Here is a 22,196-nt window from a genome sequence, read left to right on the forward strand (position 1 = left end):
ACTTCCTTATGTTAACATCTTCGTTTTTCGATGTCAACTAAGTTTTTTAATTTCTTTTTTGTCGTTTTCTGCGTTTCCGCATCAGCGACGGTTATTAATATATCATGGTGAAAAATGAAATGCAACACCTTTTATAAACTTTTTTTAAAACTGCCCACATTTCTTTTTTTATATCATATACTTAAACGAAATATCTCTTTCATGTATGAGCAATTCCTACATATATTTTATATAAAGTTACTCTATCAAAAGACGTTTCTTTCTATAATAAGCGTTTTATTCATATAGCATATCATACAGGGAGGAATATATATGGACTATACCGATTTATTAATCAAACTAGGTCTCTCGGCTATTTTAGGATTTGCCATTGGTTTAGAACGTGAATTAAAACGGAAACCACTTGGTTTAAAAACGTGTTTAGTTATTTCTATTATTAGTTGCCTCCTAACGATTGTTTCTATTAAAGCAGCTTATAACTTACCACATACCGATCATATGAATATGGATCCACTTCGACTTGCCGCTCAAATTGTATCAGGAATTGGTTTTTTAGGTGCTGGCGTAATTTTAAGAAGAGGCAACGATAGCATTGCAGGGCTCACGACTGCCGCTATGATCTGGGGTGCTTCTGGTATTGGTATTGCTGTTGGGGCCGGATTCTATATTGAAGCGATATTCGGAATGTGTTTCCTTATGATTAGTGTCGAACTTATACCACTCGCGATGAAATATGTAGGCCCTAGATCATTTCGTCAACGTGATATCGCTGTGAAACTTGTTGTACGAAATATGGACAATATCCCAATCGTAATTGAAGAAATAAAAGAAATGGATATAAAAGTTAAGAATATGAAGCTTAAAACATTAGAAAACGGTTCTCACTATTTACATCTTAAACTGTCCATTGATCAAAAAAGACATACTGCTGATGTTTACTATGCTCTCCAGCATCTTGAAAGTGTCCAACAAACTGAAGTGGAAAGTATGTAACGTAAAACAAACTCTCTTTAATTAGAGAGTTTTTCTTTTTTCTATAATGGCAACAATGAATGTAGTCCTACAAAGTAAGGAGGAATAGGCAATTGAAATCCCGTCCGAATTTAGTAGATACATTTCGTGATTCCATTATTTTTCGTTTAATTTGTTTTATTATTGTACTGACTGCTTTTTCCGGTTTTCTTATACATAGATTAGAACCTTTTCATTTCACTACATGGTTTGACGGAATTTGGTGGTCAATCGTTACCATTTTTACAGTTGGATATGGCGACTTTGCTCCCCATACAACGATAGGAAAACTAATAGGTATAAGTATTATTTTATTAGGAACTGGCTTTTGTTCTTATTATATGGTGCTGTTTGCTACTGAAATGATTAATAAACAATATATGAAAATTAAAGGTGAAGAAGCCGCTACTTCTAACGGTCATATGATTATCGTTGGCTGGAATGAGCGCGCAAAACATGTTGTAAAGCAAATGCACGTATTACAACCAAACCTTGATATCGTTTTAATTGATGAAACACTTTCTTTACTCCCAAAACCATTTCATCATTTAGAATTTATAAAAGGTTGTCCGCATCACGATCAAACTTTATTAAAGGCCAATATTGCAACGGCACACACCATATTAATAACAGCTGATAAAGAAAAAAACGAAAGCTCAGCGGATACACAGTCCATTTTAAATATTTTAACTGCAAAAGGGCTCAACCCAAACATTCACTGCATCGCTGAACTTCTTACTTCTGAACAAATACAAAATGCAACGAGAGCTGGCGTGTCAGAAATTATAGAAGGAAATAAATTAACGAGCTATGTATTTACCGCTTCTCTTTTATTCCCTTCCATTTCAGGTGTACTATTTTCACTTTACGACGAAATCTCTGATAATAAATTACAACTGATGGAGCTTCCCCCATCCTGCACCGGACAAACTTTTGCCAATTGTAGCTATACTCTTTTAAAGCAAAACATTCTCTTACTAGGTATAAAGCGCGACGAACAATATATGATTAATCCAGTTCATTCCTTTGTTCTCATTGAAAGCGACATACTCATTGTTATTCACCATTAGTAAAATGACGCTCTAATTCTTGCATGAGCACTTTCCCAATATTGATATATTTTCTTTTCACATCTCCATCTGGATCTTTCGGCTCAGCAAATTGATCCATTCCACTTGTTCCAGCTGTTAAAGTATTCACATTATCATCTAGTTCGTCTTGATATACGTGCGAAAGAATATACGGCGTTCCAAGACGAACTATTACGCCTGGTACATCTAGTTCTCCATCAATGGCTGTAAATGGAACTCTTAAAAATTGATACCCATCTTCTTCATCAATTTTGTAATCGAAGCATCCTTTATCATAATCCCAATTACCACCAATGCTATATCCAAGTGGTTTCATAATCTCTTCTAACTTATATAACGCATATGTACGTCCTTCTAAATTTGATTGAATCGGAATCAAGCCCATCCCTCCTAGACTTTTCCTTTAGCATACCCACTTTAGTTTGAATATACTGATGAACTTTTCGATAAAATAATAAAAAGCGACCGGAATCCGGTCGCTTTTTATTATTTTAAACGCTCTTCTAATTCTGCTTTTAATTCTTCAAATCCTGGTTTACCAAGTAAAGCAAACATGTTTTTCTTGTATGCTTCTACTCCAGGTTGGTCAAATGGATTCACGCCTAATAAGTAGCCGCTCATCGCACATGCTTTTTCGAAGAAGTATACAAGGTAACCGAATGTGTACTCATTTAATTCAGGAATATTTACGATTAAGTTTGGTACTCCCCCGTCGCTATGTGCAAGTAATGTACCTTCGTATGCTTTTGTGTTTACGAAGTCTACAGTTTCACCAGCAAGGTAGTTTAATCCGTCTAAATCGTTTTCTTCTGATTCGATTGTTAGTTCATGTGTAGATTTACCTACTTTAAGAACTGTTTCAAATAAGTCACGACGCCCTTCTTGAACGTATTGACCTAATGAGTGTAAATCAGTTGAGAAGTTTGCTGAAGATGGGAAAATACCTTTTTGATCTTTTCCTTCACTTTCACCAAATAACTGTTTCCACCACTCAGCGAAGTATTGAAGTGCTGGCTCATAGTTAACAAGCATTTCAATTGTTTTTCCTTTATTGTATAAAGCGTTACGAACTACTGCGTATTGGTAAGCTGGATTTTCTTCTAGTTCTGATGTTCCGAAGTCATCATGACCAGCAGCTGCACCTTTCATCATCTCTTCAATATTTAAGCCACTTACTGCGATTGGTAATAAACCAACTGGCGTTAATACAGAGAAACGACCTCCAACATCATCTGGAATAACAAATGTTTCGTAACCTTCGTTATCAGCTAATGTTTTTAATGCACCACGCGCTTTATCTGTAGTTGCATAAATACGTTTGCGAGCTTCTTCTTTTCCATACTTTTCTTCTAATAACTTACGGAAGATACGGAATGCTAGTGCTGGTTCTGTTGTTGTACCTGATTTGGAAATAACGTTAATAGAGAAGTCTTTACCTTCTAATACGTCCATTAAATCTTTCATGTAAGTGGAGCTAATGTTTTGTCCAACAAATAGCACTTGTGGAGTTTTACGTTGTTCTTTAGAAAGCGTATTGTAGAAAGAATGGTTTAACATTTCGATTGCTGCGCGTGCTCCTAGGTAAGAACCACCAATACCTACAACAAGTAAAATGTCAGAGTCATTTTTAATTTTTTCTGCGCATTTTTGAATGCGAGCGAATTCTTCTTTGTCATATTGAAGCGGAAGGTCTACCCACCCAAGGAAATCGTTCCCAGCTCCAGTTTTTTCGTGGATTGCGTGATGTGTTACTTTCACTGCATCACGTAAATAAGTGATTTCATGTTCACCGATGAAGGATAACGCTTTAGAATAGTCGAACGTTACATGTGTACTCATCTTTTTCCCTCCAATTATGGATATGTATTTCTGTATTCACTTTAGCGAAACTGAAGTTGTAAATCAAGCGATTCAAACATTGTAAACGTAACCAATATATATTTTTTAGAAAAAGTTCATTTTTTGCATAAAAATTCGCATTTTTCGGTATAGATGTATATACATCTTCTTTCAAACATTTTTTATGTATAAAAACAACATAACTACCCCATTCTATAAAAGAGTTAATTAACTCATCGCTTGCTCATGCTTCACAATTAAGGGGGGCTTTTTCATGAGTACTTTACAACGTATCGCATTAGTCTTTACTGTAATTGGCGCTGTGAACTGGGGACTAATCGGGTTTTTCCAGTTTGACTTAGTAGCAGCCATTTTCGGTGGACAAAATTCAGCTCTTGCACGTATTATTTACGGCATCGTTGGTATATCTGGGCTTATCAACCTTGGTTTACTGTTTAAACCATCTGAAAATCTTGGTACGCACCCAGAAACAAACGAAATTCGATAATCAGTATGTCCTTTCACCTCCGACATACGAATATGATTGCATGCAATCATATTTGCAAATATATATCATAAGATAAAGTAAAAGAGGAACGCTCATATGCGTTCCTCTTTTACTTTGTTAACTCGGACTCTTCAATCCATTCTGCCAACTTTTCTCGCAGCGTATTAAATCCGTTTTCAGATGGGTTCGGTATAAGAATCCTTCCTTGTTTTCTTTTCGCCGCTTTTAACGATAAACTCATTTTTCTGTGCTCTTCATCAATTGAAAGTACCTTTACTTCTACTGTATCGCCGACCTTTAAAAAGTCATGAATATCCTTTACATATCCATTTGTAATTTCAGATATATGCACAAGTCCTTGTGTTTCTGCATCTAACGCTACAAACGCACCGTAATCTTGAATTCCAGTCACTTTCCCTGTTACAACCACTCCTGTTGTATATTGTTCTGACATATGAAACACTCCCATACGTTTACCATTCTCTCTACAATTATAGAGAGCAAAGCAGATATATTTATTTTAAATATCCGATTGGTTAGTACACATTCTAGATAACAATATCTAGAATGTGCATACCTTATATTAGTAAATTATACCACTATGACAGAACTCATTCAAAATTCATGAAAAATTTCCCTTAAAGAAGTATAATTCTCCAATATTGGGATAGACTACTAACACATGGCTTTCTAGTATTCCCCCCCTTTTATGGACAAAACGTATTACGTTTTGTCCTTTTTTTATTTTCAACAAACCGTTCCATTCTCTTCATTGCTTCCATAAGTTGTTCAAGCGACGTCGCATAAGAACAACGAATAAACCCTTCACCACTTTCGCCAAATACGCTACCAGGGACAACAGCTACTTTTTCTTCCAGCAATAACTGTTCTGCAAATTCCGCTGAAGATAATCCTGTTGAAGATATAGAAGGGAAAACATAAAATGCTCCGCCCGGCACATGACACGTTAAGCCCATTTCATTGAAAGATGTCGTCATAAAATTACGACGCTTCTTATAACTATCTCTCATCCGAATTACTTCATCATTCCCCGCACGTAACGCTTCAAGTGCTGCGAACTGAGACATCGTCGGTGCACACATCATGGAATATTGGTGAATTTTGAGCATCAATTCTGAAAACTGAACAGGAGCTGCAATCATACCGAGACGCCATCCTGTCATCGCAAATCCTTTTGAAAATCCTGAAATTAAAATCGTATGCTCGCGCATATTTTTAATACTCGCGAAACTTGTATATGCTTCGTCGTATACAAGCTCTGCATAAATTTCATCAGATAATACAATTAGATTGTACTTCTCAACAATCACTGCTATTTCTTCAAGCTCGAATTTATTTAGCATTGCACCTGTCGGGTTATTTGGTGAACAAAGTAAAATCGCCTTTGTTTTCGCTGTAATAGCTGCTTCAATTTGTTCTGGTTGTACTTTAAACTCGTTTTCTAGCTTAGTCGCCACAGGAACAGGAACTCCTCCAGCTAATGTCACAAGTGGTGCATAAGAAACGAAGCTTGGTTCAACAATGAGCACTTCATCATCAGGATTTATAATGGCACGCATCGCTACATCTAACGCCTGGCTCGCTCCAACTGTAACAATGATTTCATCACTTGGATCATAAGATACTGCAAATTGTTTTTTTAGATACTTTGCTATTTCTTGACGGAGCTCCAATAATCCTGCATTTGCTGTATATGACGTATACCCTTGTTCCAAAGAACGAATACATGCTTGCCTTACATTCCAAGGAGTAACAAAATCCGGCTCTCCTACCCCGAGGGAAATAACACCTTTCATATTTGCTGCTAAATCAAAAAATTTTCGAATACCAGATGGTTTTAAAGATTCTGCTGATCTAGATAGTTCAAATTGCTTCATGGTGTCACCACAATTCGCTTATCATCATCGTCTTTTTCATAAATAACGCCCTCATGTTTATACTTCTTCAAAATGAAATGAGTAGTTGTAGAAACGACAGATTCAATTGTTGCTAATTTCTCAGAAACAAACATCGCTACTTCCCCCATCGTTTTACCTTCTAATGTAATAGAAAGATCATATGTCCCTGACATTAAATAAACGGATTTCACTTCTGAATAACGATAAATTTGCTCAGCAACCGCATCAAACCCAACGCCGTGCTTTGGCGTAACTTTCACATCGATCATTGCCGTTAAACCTGTATGTTCTTTCACTTTCGTCCAATCGATATGTGTTACATAATCCACAATAATCTTTTCATTTTCTAATCTCGCAACCATCTTCTTTACTTCTTCTACTTCTATATTTAACAGCTTCGCTAATGTATCTACAGATAATCGACTACTCTTTTCAAGACAAGCTAATAATTCTAATTCTTTTTCTGTCACCATATAAATCATCCTTCCTTTTCGTTTGTGTCTAAATTATACAAATACCCTTTCCAGTTTGAAAAGAAGATTTTTCTATTGAATTATGTCAAAATAAAGTGAAACTTTAATCAGTGGAAAAATGCGTGATAAAGCGAAAGGGGATGGAACCGTGAAACCAAAAATTTATATTGCTGAACCAGTTCCGACATTTGTAGAAAACTATTTATCAGAACACTGTGATTATGAAAAATGGGATCAAAATGAGAAAGTACCTCGTGATGTTCTATTAGAGAAAATACAAGATAAAGATGGGTTATTAAATTTTGGATCTGCTATTAATGAAGAATTACTGACAGTGGCTCCTAACTTAAAAGTAGTGAGCAACATTTCTGTTGGTTACGATAATTTTGATTTACAAGCGATGAAAAATCGAAAGGTTATCGGAACGAATACACCATATGTATTAGATGATACAGTAGCTGATCTCGTTTTCGCCCTTATGCTATCAGCTGGGCGCCGCGTTTGCGAACTCGATTCTTACGTAAAAAATGGTGAATGGAACGCTGAAATCGGAAAAGAACACTTCGGACTAGATGTACACCATAGCACAATTGGTATTATCGGTATGGGCCGAATTGGAGAAGCCGTTGCAAAACGAGCAAAATTCGGATTTGATATGAATGTTCTTTACTATAACCGCCGTCGTAAAGAAGAAGCTGAACAAAAATTCGATGCTACATATTGTGATTTACAGACGCTACTGAAGCAGTCTGACTTTATTGTTCTTCTTACTCCATTAACAGATGAAACATATCACCTTATCGGAGAAAAGGAATTTTCATTAATGAAAGAAACAGCAATCTTCATTAATGCTTCTCGGGGGAAAACAGTAGATGAAGAAGCGTTAATCCATGCTTTAACAGAAAAGAAAATCTTTGCAGCAGGCATCGATACTTTTACACAAGAGCCAATTCAAAAAGATAATCCACTCTTATCATTACAAAATGTTGTGACTTTACCGCACATCGGATCTGCAACATTAAAAACTCGTCAGCAAATGGCCATGACCGCCGCTGAAAATTTAGTTGCAGGATTACAAGGAAAAACACCGCCTAATATTGTGCGCGGGTAATACTGAATAAACGAAAGGCAAGATGACATCGTCATCTTGCCTTTTTTTGTTAACATATTTTCTTCTTCCTTGGAGATGATATGAACAAAAATCAATGGAGTGACAAAAAATGAATCATAAATATACTTGTCCTTATTTCACTTTTTCCACTCGCGGCACTACTGTTCATTACGAATTGTATGAACATGATAATAAAACAGAACGCCCTACTTTCGTACTCGTTCACGGCTTTTTATCTTCCTCATTCAGTTACCGCCGTCTCATTCCTTTACTAGCGAAGGAAGGAACAGTCATTGCTCTTGATTTACCACCGTTCGGAAAAAGTGATAAGTCTCATCTGTTTAAGTATTCTTATCACAATTTAGCAACGATTATTATTGATTTAATTGAACATTTATCTCTCTCAAACATTGTATTAGTTGGGCATTCTATGGGTGGGCAAATTTCTCTCTATGTAAACCGTATACGTCCTGAACTCATTTCAAAGACGATTTTACTATGTAGCTCGAGCTATTTAGCGCGCGCAACCTTACCTTTACTATACTCTTCTTATTTACCGTTCTTTCATTTATACGTAAAGAACTGGATTATTAGACGCGGCATTGTTCATAACTTAATGAATGTCGTTCATGATCACTCATTAATTGACGATGAAATGAAAAAAGGTTACTCCGCTCCTTTTTATGACAACCGTATATTTCCCGCTTTAACTCGCATGATACGAGACCGTGAAGGTGACTTATCTTCAACTGAATTACAAAAAATTGAAACACCTATCCTACTCATTTGGGGTGAAAAAGACCGCGTCGTCCCTGTACATGTAGGTCATCGTCTACACAAAGATTTACCGAATTCAAAATTTATTTCTTATGAAAATACAGGACATTTACTACCTGAAGAAAAGCCTGAACATGTTTATGAAGAAATTATCGCTTTTTCCGCGCAATAAAATGAAACTTTAATCAGCCCCCACCTAACTTCTTTGCTTCCGTTGAATTTTGAGGTGAGGGTCTTACTCCCCAGCAAATAGCGGGATAATATAAAAAAGGCTGTCGGAAATTCCGACAGCCTACAATGAACAACTTCCGCCTTCTTTTATTACAAGTAATTCCACAGCTAACTTCTCACATTTTTCAAGCGCAGGTACTTCCTCAAAAGACATAAAGTATATATGTTGAATCTTCTTTGCGATGTATTTTGAATCATCAAACACACTTGCGACGTTCACAACATCGCTCGCTTCTGTTTCATAAAACTCCGGTCCCATTTGAAACGGATCCCAATTCTTCACAACCTCTATCATCTTTTCATATGTACCCATTCGCTTCCCGCCTTTTCACTTTTTAATACTTTTCTTTATCCTATCACATCAGCTATTCTATAAGAAGAGAGAGAACTTTCATAACTTATTGGTTTTACAGAAGAAGGGAGCAAACTTATGCAACTATTTCATAAAGCAATCAATCGACGTGGAACGCATAGTATAAAATGGGATACATATAAAAACGAAGAACTTATCCATGCTTGGATTGCTGATATGGATTTTGAAGTACCAAAACCAATTCAAACTGCCTTAAAACAACGAATCGAACATCCGATTTTTGGCTATACACTTCCTCCCGAAAATATTGGGAATATTATTTGTAACTGGACAAGACAACAATACGACTGGGATATTCAAAAAGAATGGATTGTCTTTAGCGCCGGAATCGTTCCAGCTCTTAGTACGAGCATACAGGCTTTCACAAAAGAAAACGAATCCGTTCTCGTACAACCACCTATTTATCCTCCATTCTTCGAAATGGTCACAACAAACAACAGACAGTTATACGTGAGTCCATTACAGAAACAAAATGATACATATGTGATAGACTTCAAGCATTTAGAAAAGCAGTTTCAGCAAGGCATCAAACTCATGCTTCTTTGTAGCCCTCATAACCCAATCGGGCGCGTTTGGACGAAAGAGGAGCTTTTGCAGCTCGGATCGTTATGTACTAAATATAACGTAATCGTTGTGGCGGATGAAATTCATTCCGATATTATTTACGCAGATCATACACATACACCATTCGCTTCTTTATCTGAAGAATTAGCAGCTCGCACGATTACTTGTATGGCTCCAAGTAAAACATTTAATATCGCTGGATTACAAGCATCGATTATTATCATTCCTAACGAAAAACTGCGTCAAGCCTTTACATCTATCCAATATAGACAAGGCTTCCACGGATTAAATATCTTCGCTTATACAGCGATGCAAAGTGCCTATACAGAATGTAACGATTGGCTAAACGAAATTCGATTATATATAGAAGATAATGCTCAATTTGCTTGTGAATATATTAAAACTCACATACCTGCTCTTTCCGTAACGAAGCCAGAAGGTAGCTTTTTATTATGGATTGATTGTTCTCGTCTAAAGCTTTCTCAAAACGAGCGTACTGCATTACTTGAGGAAAAAGGAAAAATCATTGTTGAACCTGGTGAGAAGTACGGATTAGGCGGCGAAGAACATATTCGAATTAACATCGGCTGTCCAAGATCTGTTTTAGAAGAAATTTTAAATAGACTGCGCCATACGTTTTCATAATAAGAAAGGAGTCTGTCCCCTAATGATTCTTGGACAGACTCCTTTGTCATATTTTGTCGGTAAGTCGATATATTTCAAGTTACGGTCGATATATTCCAATAATCGCTGATATATTTTCAATTACATTTCACAAAGAAAGCTACCATTCACGGTAGCTTTTACTTTTTCTTCATATCCGATGCTTTTTTTACAATTACGCCACAAGCAATTCGATCCCCTGATTTACCTGTCGGTTGAGTCATACCATCATCAGGGTTTTCTGTAATAATAATAGACGCTCCATCTTTTCTATGAATCGTCGTTTTTCCTTCTTCAAGTGTGATGTGTGGGGCATTAATTTCCGCCTTAATCTTTCCAGAACCATCTGCAACTACGTTCGGTAAATCACCGTTTTCTGCACCCTTCGGATTAAGAAGACCATGTTTTTTATCATCTGGATTAAAATGATTTCCAGCTGATTCAAAACGAGGTGCTTTACACTCTCCAATTTCGTGTACATGTAGTCCGTGCGGGCCTGGCGTGAAACCTTCCCCTTTAATCGTAATTTTCACTCCACTTGTTTGCTGAACTACTTTCGCAGTCCCTACTTCATCTCCTGAAGCATTATGTAATTTCACTTCAATTTCTTTCGGCTTTCCTTGGTCACAACCTGCCATCAGAAATAATAAACAACAACTGAAAAAAAGCCGTTTCTTCATTTTATTCCCTCCAAAATATATTCTGCCCTTAGATTGTCCGAGCATAGAGGGAAACATACAAAAATGCATTACTGTTTCTTTTCAGCTAATAGTTTTTCTTCAACTTTCTGCAATCGCTCTGCTTCTCTTTTTGATACACGAATAAACATGCGCCACGTGGCAATAGCACCGATAATAAATAGAACGCAAACAATCCCTGGAATAATATATTCTGTTTTATCTTCCGGAAAATATAAAGGCATCATATAGAACACTCCTTATTATAGGATTTATAAAACATCAGAATTTTCTGTTATATCATTTTAAATTATAGTGGAACCTATCCATATTCTCAAGGGGCGTTCTGAAAGCAAATGATTTCTTTGACTCCTTCTCCTACTTTCCTTACTATAAACTTGAGGTGAAAAATATGAGAGAAACATTTGAAATTGGCGAAATCGTTACTGGTATTTATAAAACAGGAAAATACATTGGCGAAGTTACAAATAGCCGCCCTGGCAGTTACGTCGTAAAAGTATTAGCTGTTTTAAAACATCCGGTGCAAGGTGACTTACATAACGTAAAACAAGCTGACGTACCATTTTTCCATGAAAGACGCGCTTTAGCTTTCCGTGAACAGACGAACATTCCAGAGCAAATGGTGAAAAAATATGAGGGAGAAATTCCGGATTATACCGAGTCACTAAAATTAGCATTAGAAACTCAAATGAATTCATTTTTTGAAGATGATTCACCTTTTGCAGAGCGTAGTCTAGAAACATTACAACAGTTAAAGAAAGACTACAAACTCTAAAAAACAAAACGACCAAATTACATAATGTGCAATTTGGTCGTTACTGTGTGCTCACTTTCTTTAACACTTTTGAAAAATCAACGAGTTCTCCTAATGTTGGAGGTGCTGGCTTTACTAAATACTCTTTATCTTTTTCTACTAGTTTAAAAATATTGTACGTCGTCATCGCATCATCAAGCGCACAATGATGCTTCCCTGTCCCTACTTTTCCATACGCCTCAATTGCTTTCCATAATCCTGTTTGATTTCTTTCTCCAAAAAACTTCTTATACTCAAGCGATAAATCACGACACTGTCCGAAGAATGGAAAAGCTATCCCTGCCATCTCACAATTATGCTTCAGCACTTTCATATCCATATTTCCCCACGTTACAATTGTCGGTTTACATTTCGTTTCGTATTCTGCAAGCTTCTTAACGAGTTCAGGAAATGAAATCCCTTTATCTACGACTTCTTGTTTTATTCCCAAAAACTTCTTACATCGATCCGTTAAAGAGGGAAATGTTTTCGGCCTGACATGTGATGAATACGTATCTTCTACCTTACAGCCAGCAACTGAAACGAGTCCTACCTCAATAATCTCTGGAAAAAATCCTTTCGGTTTCTTTCTATGCTGGGGCATCGTAAACTCAAAGTCTAAAAATAAAAATCGTTGTTCATCCATACGATCCCTTCCTTATCATTTTTGTCATTCCTTTCTATTTGACACTCCTACACGAACAAGCTCGAATGCTAATTCCATTTTAAATATTCAGATTGGATGTATCTTATATATATGTCAAATGCCCACAAATATTTTAAAAAATAAGAAAAAATGACCTATGCAGAAAATATGACAAAATCTCTCCTTTCATTTACATCCGCAGTTTTTCTACTTTATAATGACGTTATGTGTGTTTCATCTAGTTAATATTTGACACACTAAGAAAAATGAATGAAAGGAGATGAGATCTTTGCACGAAACAACGCAAGAACTCGCTAACTGGCAGTATTATTTTGCTATCGCAGTCTTTTTAATTACATATGCCATTATTATTTCTGAAAAAATTAATCGCGCTGTCATCGCACTTCTCGGTGCAGCATTCATGGTAATTGTGGGGGTCGTCGATTTACATAACGCCTTTACGAAACATATTGAATGGGGAACGATTACGCTACTCATCGGTATGATGATTTTGGTGAACATTACGAGTAAATCAGGTGTTTTCCAATACGTTGCCATTAAAGCAGCAAAAGGGGCACAAGGAAATCCAATTAAAATTTTAATTTCCCTTTCCCTACTTACCGCGCTTGGCTCCGCATTTTTAGATAACGTTACAACTGTACTTCTTGTTGTTCCAGTTACTTTATCTATTACGCGCATACTGCAAGTAAATCCTGTTCCTTATTTACTTTCTGAAATTATTTTTTCAAATATAGGAGGAACAGCAACATTAATTGGTGATCCACCTAATATTATGATTGGTTCTGCAAATAAGCATTTAGACTTCAATGCTTTCCTATTGAATCTAGCACCAATCGTAATTATTATTATTGCAGTTACAGCGATAATACTTTACTTCATGTATCGCAAACAATTAATTGCTGATCCTGTACAAGTTAAAAAATTAATGAGCTTAGATGAAAAACAATACATTAAAGATCCAGTATTAATGAAAAAATCTTTAACGGTACTTGGACTTACAATTGTAGGTTTCATGACTCATTCTATTTTCCATATCGATGCCGCTATTATCGCCTTAACTGGTGCTACTGTACTTATGTTAATTGGTGTGAAAGAGCATGAAATTGAAGAAGTATTTGCAAGCGTAGAATGGGTAACAATCTTCTTCTTCGCAGGGCTATTCGTACTTGTTGGAGGACTTATCGATATCGGTCTTATCAAAATGTTAGCTCAAAAAGTAATTGGTATAACAGGCGGAGATATTTCTTACGCATCCATCCTTATTTTATGGGTATCTGGTATCGCCTCTGCAACAATTGATAACATCCCATTCGTTGCAACAATGATTCCACTTATTAACGATATGGCAGTTGGGCTAGGCTTATCACCATCTGACGCACAAATCGATGTATTATGGTGGGCATTAGCACTAGGTGCTTGTCTGGGCGGAAACGGAACATTAATCGGAGCTTCTGCTAACGTAATCGTTGCAGGTATAGCGAGCCGCGAAGGACATAAATTTAGTTACATGGACTTCCTAAAAGTCGGTTTCCCAATTATGATCGTTTCATTAATCATTTCTCACATTTATATTTATTTACGCTACCTTATGTAGTAAAAAAAGCGCTCTGATAATCAGGGCGCTTTTTTACTTATATCTAAAATATATCGACTTATCAACAAAACGAAAAATCTACTCTTTATATCTCACCGGTTCATTCCGAATAATAAATAAATGAATCGGTAAGAACACCGAAAATGTGATTACATGAATAATCGTAAATAATATAGAGTTCGTTCCGTATCTGTCTAAAATAGCGTAGATAAGATAAATGGACAATACAATCGATACAGCTGTTGCTAGTAAACTTATAATTGGTACGAAATTAAAAATAAAACATGCAACGTATATACCGAATACTTTCCACCCTGCCTCTTCTTTCAAAAAATCTGGTAATTTATCTTTCGCTAAGTCACCCCATGTCTTACTATTCAAAAACGGAATAAACGCAAGCACCCCGTCCGTTGCACCATCATTTTTCGCCATCGAATAAAGTGCAAAAGCCGTTAACAAATATGAAATAATTGCCCAAATCAATATAACAAGAATAAACGCAAAACTAAGAGCAAAGAAACCTGCTAATACGCCTTGATCCTCCATCTTATCCTCTCCTCTCTACTTTCAACATATTTCATTACATTGCAAGTTATGTTTTAAAATTTATCCAAACTCTTTGTATAATAAGAGAAGAAAGAGAATAAGAGAGGAGCAACACTTATGCATCCATTTGTAAAAGCATTACAAGAGCATTTCACAGCTCATCAAAATCCTGAAAAAGCAGAACCTATGGCTCGTTATATGAAAAATCACTTCCCATTTCTAGGTATTCAAACACCGGAAAGACGCCAATTATTAAAAGACATCATTCAAATACATACTCTCCCAGATCAAAAAGACTTCCAAATTATCATACGTGAGCTTTGGGACTTGCCAGAACGTGAATTCCAAGCGGCCGCACTTGATATGATGCAAAAATATAAAAAGCATATAAACGAAACTCATATCCCCTTCTTAGAAGAACTGATTGTCACAAAATCTTGGTGGGACTCTGTCGATAGCATCGTCCCTACATTTTTAGGCGATATCTTTTTAAAACATCCAGAATTAATTTCTGCCTATATTCCAAAATGGATTGCATCAGATAACATATGGTTACAACGTGCCGCTATTTTATTCCAACTAAAATATAAACAAAAGATGGATGAAGAACTTCTTTTCTGGATTATTGGACAACTACATTCTTCAAAAGAATTTTTCATTCAAAAAGCGATTGGCTGGGTCCTTCGTGAATATGCAAAAACAAATCCGGATGTAGTTTGGGAATACGTTCAAAACAATGAGCTCGCTCCATTAAGTAAGCGTGAAGCAATTAAGCATATTAAAGAAAATTACGGAATAAATAATGAAAAAATAGGCGAGACTCTATCATAGATAGACGCGTTCCTCTATTGAGATTTAAAAAAGAACGTGTTAGAATATGTTCATTATTATTAATATAAGTAGCGATGACGGACTTATAAGTACTTGCATAAAAAGCGATTCAGGGATAGTGAAAGCCTGAAGCCGCAAGGAAACGGCAGTCCCGAGCAATACATGATAAAGTGGATGCACCTTTTGTGTATCAACTAGGGTGGAACCGCGGGCAAACGCTCGTCCCTAGGCAAATAAGCCTTGGGATGAGCGTTTTTTTATGTTCTTTTTAGCATATACTGCTCATTTCCAAAGTATCAGAGTATGTCATCGCCAATACGTTAACTTTCAAAAGGAGGATTTTCTTATGTATTCAATGGAACAAGTTGTAAACTTAGCGAAACATCGCGGTTTTGTTTTCCCTGGTTCTGAAATTTACGGTGGTCTTGCAAACACTTGGGATTACGGTCCACTTGGAATCGAATTAAAAAATAACGTTAAAAAAGCTTGGTGGAAAAAATTCATTCAAGAATCTCCACACAACGTTGGTTTAGACGCAGCTATTTTAATGAACCCTAAAACTTGGATCGCTTCTGGTCACGTTGGTAACTTCAACGATCCAATGATTGACTGTAAAAAATGTAAAGCTCGTCACCGTGCTGACAAATTAATTGAAGATGCTTTAGATGCAAAAGGCATCGAAATGGTTGTTGACGGTCTTACTTTCGACCAAATGGCTGACTTAATGAAAGAACATGAAGTAAAATGTCCTGATTGCGGTAGTGAAGAATTCACTGAAATCCGTCAGTTCAACTTAATGTTCAAAACATTCCAAGGTGTTACAGAGTCTAGCACAAACGAAATCTTCCTTCGTCCTGAAACAGCACAAGGTATTTTCGTAAACTTCAAAAACGTTCAACGCTCTATGCGTAAAAAGCTTCCATTTGGTATCGGCCAAATCGGTAAGAGTTTCCGTAACGAAATCACGCCTGGTAACTTCACATTCCGTACACGTGAATTCGAACAAATGGAACTTGAATTCTTCTGTAAGCCTGGTGAAGATTTAGAGTGGTTTGCATTCTGGCGTGAAACTTGTAAAAACTGGTTACTTTCACTTGGTATGTCTGAAGAGAGCATGCGTCTTCGTGACCACGGTGAAGAAGAGTTATCTCACTACAGTAATGCAACAACTGACATTGAATTCAAATTCCCATTCGGTTGGGGCGAACTTTGGGGCGTTGCATCTCGTACAGACTTCGACTTAAAACGTCACATGGAACATTCAAACGAAGACTTTAACTATATTGATCCACAAACGAATGAGCGTTACGTGCCATACTGCATCGAGCCATCTTTAGGCGCAGACCGCGTAACATTAGCATTCTTATGTGATGCATATGAAGAAGAGCAATTAGAAAACGATTCTCGTACAGTTCTTCGTTTCCACCCTGCTTTAGCACCATACAAAGCAGCTATCTTACCATTATCTAAGAAGCTATCTGAAGGTGCTACTGAAGTATTCGCAGAATTAGCTAAAGACTTCATGGTAGACTTTGATGAAACTGGTTCTATCGGTAAACGTTACCGTCGTCAAGACGAAATCGGTACACCATTCTGTATCACATACGACTTCGACTCAGTTGAAGACAAAGCTGTTACAGTACGTGACCGTGACACAATGGAACAAGTTCGTATGCCAATTAGCGAACTAAAAGGTTTCTTAGAGAAGAAAATCCAGTTCTAATTATAAGAAAAAGAGGCTGCTCATAAGAGCGCCTCTTTTTTACTTTTCACGTTTTTCTTTAATTGCTACTGTACATCTTGATATACATAGTAAATCATCATTTTCATCAATAATACGAACATCCCAAACCATTGTCGATTGTCCTCTATGTATCGGTGTTCCGATCGCTGTTACAATTCCATCTTTCTTTGAGCGAATGTGGTTTGCATTAATTTCTAATCCGAAACAAATACATTTTTCTTGATCAATTAAATTATATGAACCAACACTTGCCACTGTTTCCGCTAATGCAACCGATGCACCTCCATGTAAAAATCCAAACGGTTGATGCGTACGCTCATCAACAGGCATCGTAGCAACTACCTTATCTTCTGTCATCTCTAACAACTCAATTCCAAGTGAATCCATTAAAGTTTTTGCCATATCGCTTCCCCCTTCTCTTACTTTAATTAAATGTATAATTTTACCTATTTATTTTCAAACTACTTATAACACTTATATAAGGAGGCTTCACCTAAATGAAACAGAAATTTTGTATATTACTGCTTATGTTCTCCTTGCTGACTATTGTACCAAATTGTGCAATAACAGCCAAAGCATCTAACCTGACAATCGATGTTAAGACTGTAACGCAAAAAGGTAAGAAACCTTATATAGAATATCAAATAAATAGGCCTTCTTTTCACAACTTTTCTGATTCTAAATTTCAAAATAAACTCAATTTATACTACAAAAAATCCACTGACAAATTTAAAAACAAATTAGAAAAAGAAGCAAAAAAATATTATAAAGAGACAGAAGGATCTATTACACCCTTTCATCCGTACGTAGCAAATGTTGATTATAAAGTCTCTTTAAACAAACCACCTTTTCTTAGCCTATATGTGAATTACTATCAATATACTGGCGGAGCACACGGTCTTTATACGTGGAAGGCAAATACATTTGATTTAAACGAAAAAAAGGTGCTGCACTTAGACGATTTATTTCAACAAAAGGATAAATATAAAGATGTAATCCGTGCAGAGATTGTACGACAAATTAAACAAAATGAAAGCATTTATTTTCCTGATGCAACTGAAAAAGTAATGAGTATGAAAAAATTTCACTTCTTTTTAGAGCCAGACAATCTCGTCATTTATTTCCCTTTATATGAGATTGCTCCCTATTCAAGTGGAATTCCGCAATTTCGTATTCCATATACGTTGCTAAGAGACTATTTAAAGCCTTCTTATCAAAATATTTTGATTGACAACAAGTAAATATTTTCGCTACGATAATGTTAACCTAAAAACAACAGGAGGTTAACATTATGAGAAGATTTCATGTTTTAGATTTAGCATTAGCTGCCATGTTCGTTGCTCTTATGGCCATCGGTGCAAATATTGTATCTTGGGCACCTTTCTTACAAGTAGCAGGCATCCCATTATCTATGCAACCATTTTTCGCAATTTTAGCAGGTCTTCTTCTTGGAAGTAGACTTGGTGCCTTATCCATGACTGTATATATGCTCGTTGGCTTAGCCGGCGCACCAATCTTCGCTAACTTCAAAGCTGGATTTGGAGCACTTTTAGATCCTACTGGTGGTTTTATTATCGCCTTTATTATTGTTGCTTACGTATCAGGAAAACTAGTAGAACAAAAAGAAAGACCAACTTTCATTACATTTGCAATTGCCTCTTTCACTGGAATTATTTTAACTTATATAATCGGTACTACTTACATGTACGGAGCAGTCAATATCTTTATGGGCGGTAATATGAGCTATAAAGCTGCTTGGATGATTATGATGTGGTTTGCAGTAAAAGATATTGCATTTACAATTATCGGTGCTATTATCGCACCTCGCATATACTATGCTGTGCGACGTTTCATAATAAAAAAATGAGTTATTTCAGTATACTGAAATAACTCATTTTTTATTATGACTCTTGATTCGCTTGTTCTTCTAAAATTTTCTTCATCATTGCAACCATGTCATCACGTAATTCTGGGTGTTGCAGGGCCATTTCAATTGTCGTTTGAACGAATCCTAGCTTTTCACCTACGTCGTAGCGCTTTCCTTCGAAATCGTAAGCAAATACACGTTGGATTTCATTTAAGCTTTGGATTGCATCTGTTAATTGAATTTCACCACCAGCACCGACATGTTGCTGTTCTAAGAACATAAAGATTTCAGGCGTTAAAATGTAACGGCCCATAATTGCTAAGTTTGAAGGAGCTGTACCTTGTGCTGGTTTCTCAACGAAATTGCGAACTTGGTAACGACGACCTTCTTGTTCTAATGGATCGATAATTCCATAGCGATGTGTTTCCGACTCTGGAACAGTTTGTACACCAATAACAGAAGAAAGTGTTTTTTCATACTCATCCATTAATTGACGTAAACACGGTTTCTCAGCTTGGACAATATCATCACCTAGTAACACTGCAAACGGCTCATCACCAATGAATTTACGCGCACACCAAACAGCATGCCCTAGTCCCTTCGGCTCTTTTTGACGGATATAATGAATATCTACCATTTTTGAAGAAGCTTGTACTTTTTCAAGCAACTCATATTTTTTCTTCTCTAATAAGTTTTGTTCTAGTTCAAATGCATTATCAAAATGATCTTCAATAGAACGCTTTGTTTTACCAGTAACGATAATAATATCTTCGATACCCGATTTCACTGCTTCTTCTACAATGTATTGGATCGTTGGTTTATCTACTATCGGTAACATTTCTTTCGGCATTGCTTTCGTTGCTGGTAAAAAACGTGTTCCTAATCCAGCTGCTGGGATTATCGCTTTTCTTACTTTTTTCATCACAAAATACCCTCTCTCCTGTCGGAATCAATAGCAATTATTTCCTACATAAAACAAAAGGGAGATTTCGCTCCCTTTTGTTCCTTACTACTTAAAATTACTTTGTATTATAAACGATTCATAATGTCTTCTTTAATAGTAAGTAACTTTTGTTCACTATTTTGTAAAGAACTATCTTTTACACCAAAGTAAAACTTAATCTTCGGCTCAGTTCCAGATGGACGTAGGCAGAACCATGAACCATCCTCTAATTGATATTTTAACACATTTGATTTCGGTAAGTGAATCTCTTCTTTATGTCCATCTTGTAAAGATGTAACGATGCTTGCTTTATAGTCTTCCACTGCTACGACTGTTAAGCCCGCTACTTCTTTCGGAGGATTCTCACGGAACGTTGCCATCATCTCTTGGATTTTTTCCGCTCCATCTTTTCCTTTTAACGTTAACGATACAAGGTCTTCACGGAAGAAGCCGTATTTCTCAAATACTTCTAATAGACCGTCATATAACGTTTTCCCTTGTGATTTGTAGTATGCAGCTACTTCACATGCAAATAGGACAGATTGTACTGCATCTTTATCACGGCAGAATGGGCGGATTAAATAACCATAGCTTTCCTCATAACCGAATTGGAATTCATATTGTCCGCTTTCTTCATACTGCCTAATTTTCTCACCGATAAATTTAAATCCAGTTAACGTATCAACTGTATCTAAACCGTATGCTTTCGCAATTGTACGGCCAATCTCAGACGTTACGATTGTTTTTAATACGACACCGTTCTCCGGAAGCGTTCCGTTTTCTTTCTTTTGAGATAGTAAGTAATCAAGCATTAATGCACCTGTTTGGTTTCCTGTTAATACTTGGAACTCACCATTATGATTGCGCACCGCTACACCTAGACGATCTGCGTCAGGATCAGTTGCGATTAATACATCTGCGCCTACCTTTTCACCGTCACGAATGGCATACTCAAACGCTGCGTGCTCTTCTGGGTTCGGTGATTTTACTGTAGAGAAGTTTGGATCTGGTAACTCTTGCTCTTTTACAACTGTTACATCTGTAAATCCAACTTCTTTTAAACCACGGCGTACAGAAATATTTGATGTTCCGTGTAATGGTGTAAAGACGATTTTTAAGTCTTTACCAACCTTTTGCACCATTTCTTTATTAATGATGACATTGTTCAATTCTGCAGCATATGCATCATCTACTTCTTGTCCAATAATATGTAATAAACCGTCAGCTTTTAATTGCTCTACATCAGCGACTTCAACTGTTAATTCATCTTCTACTGCATTTACGTAGCTAATTAACTCATCTGCTTCTTTTGGAGGTAACTGTCCACCATCTTCACCATATACTTTGTATCCGTTATATTCAGGTGGATTATGGCTTGCCGTAAGAACGATTCCACTTACTGTATGTAAATGACGAACTGCGAAAGAAAGTACTGGCGTTGGACGTAAGCTTTCAAACACATATGTTGTGATACCGCGTGCCCCAAGTGTAGCAGCAACTTCCATTGCGAACTCAGGTGATTTATGACGAGAATCATAGGCTACAACAACACCGCGTTTTTTCGCTTCCTCACCTAATTTTTCAATAAAGCTTGCTAATCCTTTTGTTGCTTTACGAACTGTATATACGTTTAAACGGTTCGTACCAGCACCAAGTTCACCACGCATACCACCTGTGCCAAACTCTAGATTTTTATAAAAGCTATCCTCGATTTTCTTCTCATCTTGCTTCATATTTTCTAGCTGTTCTTTTAATTCTGCATCTAATTGTGCGTAAGAAAGCCAGCGACTAAATTCTTGTTTCCAATTCATTCTTCTCTCTCCTCTCGCTCGTCATACCTTTATTATATGAAAAAAACATGCTGTATCTCAATATTTTATAAAATCTAGTAGGATTTTACTAGGAATATTTGTATACACTATTGTTAAATACTCCACTAAAGGGAATGAGGAT

General features: G+C 36.5%; 25 protein-coding genes. 12 read left to right on the forward strand and 13 right to left on the reverse strand.

Annotation, left to right across the window (positions count from 1 at the left end):
* The first annotated feature begins 312 nt into the window (after nt 1–312).
* Nucleotides 313–993 carry an MgtC/SapB family protein gene (locus DN404_RS15720; RefSeq protein WP_000386676.1) on the forward strand — a complete coding sequence of 227 codons (681 nt, stop codon included), beginning with the start codon at nt 313–315 and terminating at the stop codon, nt 991–993.
* 92 nt (nt 994–1,085) lie between these two features.
* On the forward strand, nt 1,086–2,081 hold the full coding sequence (locus tag DN404_RS15725) for a potassium channel family protein (RefSeq protein ID WP_149215202.1): 996 nt from the start codon (nt 1,086–1,088) through the stop codon (nt 2,079–2,081).
* On the opposite strand, the gene DN404_RS15730 is transcribed toward DN404_RS15725, so the two are convergent.
* Both DN404_RS15730 and DN404_RS15735 read right to left on the reverse strand, forming a co-directional pair.
* A complete protein-coding gene (locus tag DN404_RS15730) occupies nt 2,068–2,481 on the reverse strand; it encodes a YugN-like family protein (RefSeq protein WP_000612334.1) in 414 nt (137 codons plus the stop codon). The two genes, DN404_RS15725 and DN404_RS15730, sit on opposite strands and share 14 nt — an antisense overlap.
* Before the next feature lie 107 nt (nt 2,482–2,588).
* On the reverse strand, nt 2,589–3,941 hold the full coding sequence (locus DN404_RS15735; RefSeq protein ID WP_000103654.1) for a glucose-6-phosphate isomerase: 1,353 nt from the start codon (nt 3,939–3,941) through the stop codon (nt 2,589–2,591).
* Nucleotides 3,942–4,215: 274 nt separating this feature from the next.
* On the opposite strand from DN404_RS15735, the gene DN404_RS15745 reads away from it, so the two are divergent.
* Entirely contained in the window at nt 4,216–4,449 is a 234-nt protein-coding gene (locus tag DN404_RS15745; RefSeq protein ID WP_000105788.1) for a DUF378 domain-containing protein, read from the forward strand.
* A gap of 109 nt (nt 4,450–4,558) precedes the next feature.
* Here DN404_RS15745 and yugI read toward each other — a convergent pair whose 3' ends face one another.
* From yugI to DN404_RS15760, 3 genes are all read right to left on the reverse strand, one after another.
* Nucleotides 4,559–4,903 carry a S1 domain-containing post-transcriptional regulator GSP13 gene (yugI, locus tag DN404_RS15750; protein WP_000003764.1) on the reverse strand — a complete coding sequence of 115 codons (345 nt, stop codon included), beginning with the start codon at nt 4,901–4,903 and terminating at the stop codon, nt 4,559–4,561.
* A gap of 253 nt (nt 4,904–5,156) precedes the next feature.
* Nucleotides 5,157–6,347, reverse strand: a complete 1,191-nt coding sequence (locus tag DN404_RS15755) for an aminotransferase (RefSeq protein WP_000808534.1) — start codon at nt 6,345–6,347, stop codon at nt 5,157–5,159.
* Complete coding sequence (locus DN404_RS15760; protein ID WP_000255696.1) at nt 6,344–6,841, reverse strand: Lrp/AsnC family transcriptional regulator; 498 nt, start codon at nt 6,839–6,841, stop codon at nt 6,344–6,346. Before DN404_RS15760 ends, DN404_RS15755 begins: the two co-directional genes overlap by 4 nt.
* Before the next feature lie 118 nt (nt 6,842–6,959).
* On the opposite strand from DN404_RS15760, the gene DN404_RS15765 reads away from it, so the two are divergent.
* On the forward strand, nt 6,960–7,952 hold the full coding sequence (locus tag DN404_RS15765; RefSeq protein WP_002041993.1) for a 2-hydroxyacid dehydrogenase: 993 nt from the start codon (nt 6,960–6,962) through the stop codon (nt 7,950–7,952).
* 109 nt (nt 7,953–8,061) lie between these two features.
* A complete protein-coding gene (locus DN404_RS15770) occupies nt 8,062–8,901 on the forward strand; it encodes an alpha/beta fold hydrolase (protein ID WP_001015860.1) in 840 nt (279 codons plus the stop codon).
* Nucleotides 8,902–9,021: 120 nt separating this feature from the next.
* On the opposite strand, the gene DN404_RS15775 is transcribed toward DN404_RS15770, so the two are convergent.
* On the reverse strand, nt 9,022–9,273 hold the full coding sequence (locus DN404_RS15775) for a YugE family protein (protein ID WP_000537636.1): 252 nt from the start codon (nt 9,271–9,273) through the stop codon (nt 9,022–9,024).
* A 117-nt stretch (nt 9,274–9,390) separates the two neighbouring features.
* On the opposite strand from DN404_RS15775, the gene DN404_RS15780 reads away from it, so the two are divergent.
* Nucleotides 9,391–10,542 carry a MalY/PatB family protein gene (locus DN404_RS15780; RefSeq protein WP_149215203.1) on the forward strand — a complete coding sequence of 384 codons (1,152 nt, stop codon included), beginning with the start codon at nt 9,391–9,393 and terminating at the stop codon, nt 10,540–10,542.
* 158 nt (nt 10,543–10,700) lie between these two features.
* On the opposite strand, the gene sodC is transcribed toward DN404_RS15780, so the two are convergent.
* Together sodC and DN404_RS30570 are read right to left on the reverse strand one after the other, a co-directional pair.
* Nucleotides 10,701–11,240 (reverse strand): superoxide dismutase [Cu-Zn], encoded by a 540-nt coding sequence (gene sodC, locus DN404_RS15785; RefSeq protein ID WP_006922350.1) that lies wholly within the window; start codon nt 11,238–11,240, stop codon nt 10,701–10,703.
* Nucleotides 11,241–11,308: 68 nt separating this feature from the next.
* Complete coding sequence (locus DN404_RS30570; protein WP_000982757.1) at nt 11,309–11,485, reverse strand: hypothetical protein; 177 nt, start codon at nt 11,483–11,485, stop codon at nt 11,309–11,311.
* Nucleotides 11,486–11,649: 164 nt separating this feature from the next.
* Between DN404_RS30570 and kapB the strand changes: the two genes are divergently transcribed.
* Nucleotides 11,650–12,033: a kinase-associated lipoprotein KapB gene (gene kapB / locus DN404_RS15790; protein ID WP_001209342.1), complete on the forward strand. Its 384-nt coding sequence runs from the start codon at nt 11,650–11,652 to the stop codon at nt 12,031–12,033.
* Between the two features lie 40 nt (nt 12,034–12,073).
* Here kapB and kapD read toward each other — a convergent pair whose 3' ends face one another.
* Nucleotides 12,074–12,697 carry a 3'-5' exonuclease KapD gene (gene kapD, locus DN404_RS15795; protein WP_000344356.1) on the reverse strand — a complete coding sequence of 208 codons (624 nt, stop codon included), beginning with the start codon at nt 12,695–12,697 and terminating at the stop codon, nt 12,074–12,076.
* A 289-nt stretch (nt 12,698–12,986) separates the two neighbouring features.
* Here kapD and DN404_RS15800 point away from each other — a divergent pair, with 289 nt between their 5' ends.
* Nucleotides 12,987–14,312 carry an ArsB/NhaD family transporter gene (locus DN404_RS15800; RefSeq protein ID WP_000545207.1) on the forward strand — a complete coding sequence of 442 codons (1,326 nt, stop codon included), beginning with the start codon at nt 12,987–12,989 and terminating at the stop codon, nt 14,310–14,312.
* A gap of 78 nt (nt 14,313–14,390) precedes the next feature.
* Here DN404_RS15800 and DN404_RS15805 read toward each other — a convergent pair whose 3' ends face one another.
* Nucleotides 14,391–14,858 carry a hypothetical protein gene (locus tag DN404_RS15805; protein WP_000390061.1) on the reverse strand — a complete coding sequence of 156 codons (468 nt, stop codon included), beginning with the start codon at nt 14,856–14,858 and terminating at the stop codon, nt 14,391–14,393.
* Nucleotides 14,859–14,975: 117 nt separating this feature from the next.
* Here DN404_RS15805 and DN404_RS15810 point away from each other — a divergent pair, with 117 nt between their 5' ends.
* Entirely contained in the window at nt 14,976–15,689 is a 714-nt protein-coding gene (locus tag DN404_RS15810) for a DNA alkylation repair protein (RefSeq protein ID WP_149215204.1), read from the forward strand.
* 346 nt (nt 15,690–16,035) lie between these two features.
* Complete coding sequence (locus DN404_RS15815) at nt 16,036–17,412, forward strand: glycine--tRNA ligase (RefSeq protein ID WP_000287147.1); 1,377 nt, start codon at nt 16,036–16,038, stop codon at nt 17,410–17,412.
* Nucleotides 17,413–17,451: 39 nt separating this feature from the next.
* On the opposite strand, the gene DN404_RS15820 is transcribed toward DN404_RS15815, so the two are convergent.
* On the reverse strand, nt 17,452–17,835 hold the full coding sequence (locus tag DN404_RS15820; RefSeq protein WP_001140612.1) for a hotdog fold thioesterase: 384 nt from the start codon (nt 17,833–17,835) through the stop codon (nt 17,452–17,454).
* 95 nt (nt 17,836–17,930) lie between these two features.
* Here DN404_RS15820 and DN404_RS15825 point away from each other — a divergent pair, with 95 nt between their 5' ends.
* Nucleotides 17,931–18,674, forward strand: coding sequence for a DUF3298 and DUF4163 domain-containing protein (locus tag DN404_RS15825; RefSeq protein WP_149215205.1), 744 nt, complete (start codon nt 17,931–17,933; stop codon nt 18,672–18,674).
* Nucleotides 18,675–18,724: 50 nt separating this feature from the next.
* Nucleotides 18,725–19,300 (forward strand): biotin transporter BioY, encoded by a 576-nt coding sequence (locus DN404_RS15830; RefSeq protein WP_149215206.1) that lies wholly within the window; start codon nt 18,725–18,727, stop codon nt 19,298–19,300.
* Between the two features lie 34 nt (nt 19,301–19,334).
* Here the strand turns inward: DN404_RS15830 and galU are convergent, their stop codons facing one another.
* Together galU and DN404_RS15840 are read right to left on the reverse strand one after the other, a co-directional pair.
* Nucleotides 19,335–20,222: a UTP--glucose-1-phosphate uridylyltransferase GalU gene (galU, locus tag DN404_RS15835; protein WP_002097988.1), complete on the reverse strand. Its 888-nt coding sequence runs from the start codon at nt 20,220–20,222 to the stop codon at nt 19,335–19,337.
* A 107-nt stretch (nt 20,223–20,329) separates the two neighbouring features.
* Nucleotides 20,330–22,054: a phospho-sugar mutase gene (locus tag DN404_RS15840; protein WP_001104221.1), complete on the reverse strand. Its 1,725-nt coding sequence runs from the start codon at nt 22,052–22,054 to the stop codon at nt 20,330–20,332.
* Nucleotides 22,055–22,196: the final 142 nt, after the last annotated feature.

Origin of the sequence: Bacillus sp. TE8-1, from assembly GCF_008368855.1 — a bacterium.
In the GTDB taxonomy this organism is placed as follows: Bacteria; Bacillota; Bacilli; order Bacillales; family Bacillaceae_G; genus Bacillus_A; species Bacillus_A cereus.

What these genes read in the sequence shown, in the direction of transcription:
- DN404_RS15735 (WP_000103654.1), bottom strand. Translation starts at nt 3,941, where the DNA reads ATGAGTACACATGTAACGTTCGACTATTCTAAAGCGTTATCCTTCATC.
- DN404_RS15765 (WP_002041993.1), top strand. Translation starts at nt 6,960, where the DNA reads ATGCGTGATAAAGCGAAAGGGGATGGAACCGTGAAACCAAAAATTTAT.
- DN404_RS15755 (WP_000808534.1), bottom strand. Translation starts at nt 6,347, where the DNA reads ATGAAGCAATTTGAACTATCTAGATCAGCAGAATCTTTAAAACCATCT.
- DN404_RS15825 (WP_149215205.1), top strand. Translation starts at nt 17,931, where the DNA reads ATGAAACAGAAATTTTGTATATTACTGCTTATGTTCTCCTTGCTGACT.
- DN404_RS15720 (WP_000386676.1), top strand. Translation starts at nt 313, where the DNA reads ATGGACTATACCGATTTATTAATCAAACTAGGTCTCTCGGCTATTTTA.
- sodC (WP_006922350.1), bottom strand. Translation starts at nt 11,240, where the DNA reads ATGAAGAAACGGCTTTTTTTCAGTTGTTGTTTATTATTTCTGATGGCA.
- DN404_RS15775 (WP_000537636.1), bottom strand. Translation starts at nt 9,273, where the DNA reads ATGGGTACATATGAAAAGATGATAGAGGTTGTGAAGAATTGGGATCCG.
- DN404_RS15770 (WP_001015860.1), top strand. Translation starts at nt 8,062, where the DNA reads ATGAATCATAAATATACTTGTCCTTATTTCACTTTTTCCACTCGCGGC.
- kapB (WP_001209342.1), top strand. Translation starts at nt 11,650, where the DNA reads ATGAGAGAAACATTTGAAATTGGCGAAATCGTTACTGGTATTTATAAA.
- DN404_RS15840 (WP_001104221.1), bottom strand. Translation starts at nt 22,054, where the DNA reads ATGAATTGGAAACAAGAATTTAGTCGCTGGCTTTCTTACGCACAATTA.
- DN404_RS15810 (WP_149215204.1), top strand. Translation starts at nt 14,976, where the DNA reads ATGCATCCATTTGTAAAAGCATTACAAGAGCATTTCACAGCTCATCAA.
- DN404_RS15815 (WP_000287147.1), top strand. Translation starts at nt 16,036, where the DNA reads ATGTATTCAATGGAACAAGTTGTAAACTTAGCGAAACATCGCGGTTTT.
- DN404_RS15760 (WP_000255696.1), bottom strand. Translation starts at nt 6,841, where the DNA reads ATGGTGACAGAAAAAGAATTAGAATTATTAGCTTGTCTTGAAAAGAGT.
- yugI (WP_000003764.1), bottom strand. Translation starts at nt 4,903, where the DNA reads ATGTCAGAACAATATACAACAGGAGTGGTTGTAACAGGGAAAGTGACT.
- DN404_RS15830 (WP_149215206.1), top strand. Translation starts at nt 18,725, where the DNA reads ATGAGAAGATTTCATGTTTTAGATTTAGCATTAGCTGCCATGTTCGTT.
- kapD (WP_000344356.1), bottom strand. Translation starts at nt 12,697, where the DNA reads ATGGATGAACAACGATTTTTATTTTTAGACTTTGAGTTTACGATGCCC.
- galU (WP_002097988.1), bottom strand. Translation starts at nt 20,222, where the DNA reads ATGAAAAAAGTAAGAAAAGCGATAATCCCAGCAGCTGGATTAGGAACA.
- DN404_RS15745 (WP_000105788.1), top strand. Translation starts at nt 4,216, where the DNA reads ATGAGTACTTTACAACGTATCGCATTAGTCTTTACTGTAATTGGCGCT.
- DN404_RS30570 (WP_000982757.1), bottom strand. Translation starts at nt 11,485, where the DNA reads ATGATGCCTTTATATTTTCCGGAAGATAAAACAGAATATATTATTCCA.
- DN404_RS15820 (WP_001140612.1), bottom strand. Translation starts at nt 17,835, where the DNA reads ATGGCAAAAACTTTAATGGATTCACTTGGAATTGAGTTGTTAGAGATG.
- DN404_RS15780 (WP_149215203.1), top strand. Translation starts at nt 9,391, where the DNA reads ATGCAACTATTTCATAAAGCAATCAATCGACGTGGAACGCATAGTATA.
- DN404_RS15805 (WP_000390061.1), bottom strand. Translation starts at nt 14,858, where the DNA reads ATGGAGGATCAAGGCGTATTAGCAGGTTTCTTTGCTCTTAGTTTTGCG.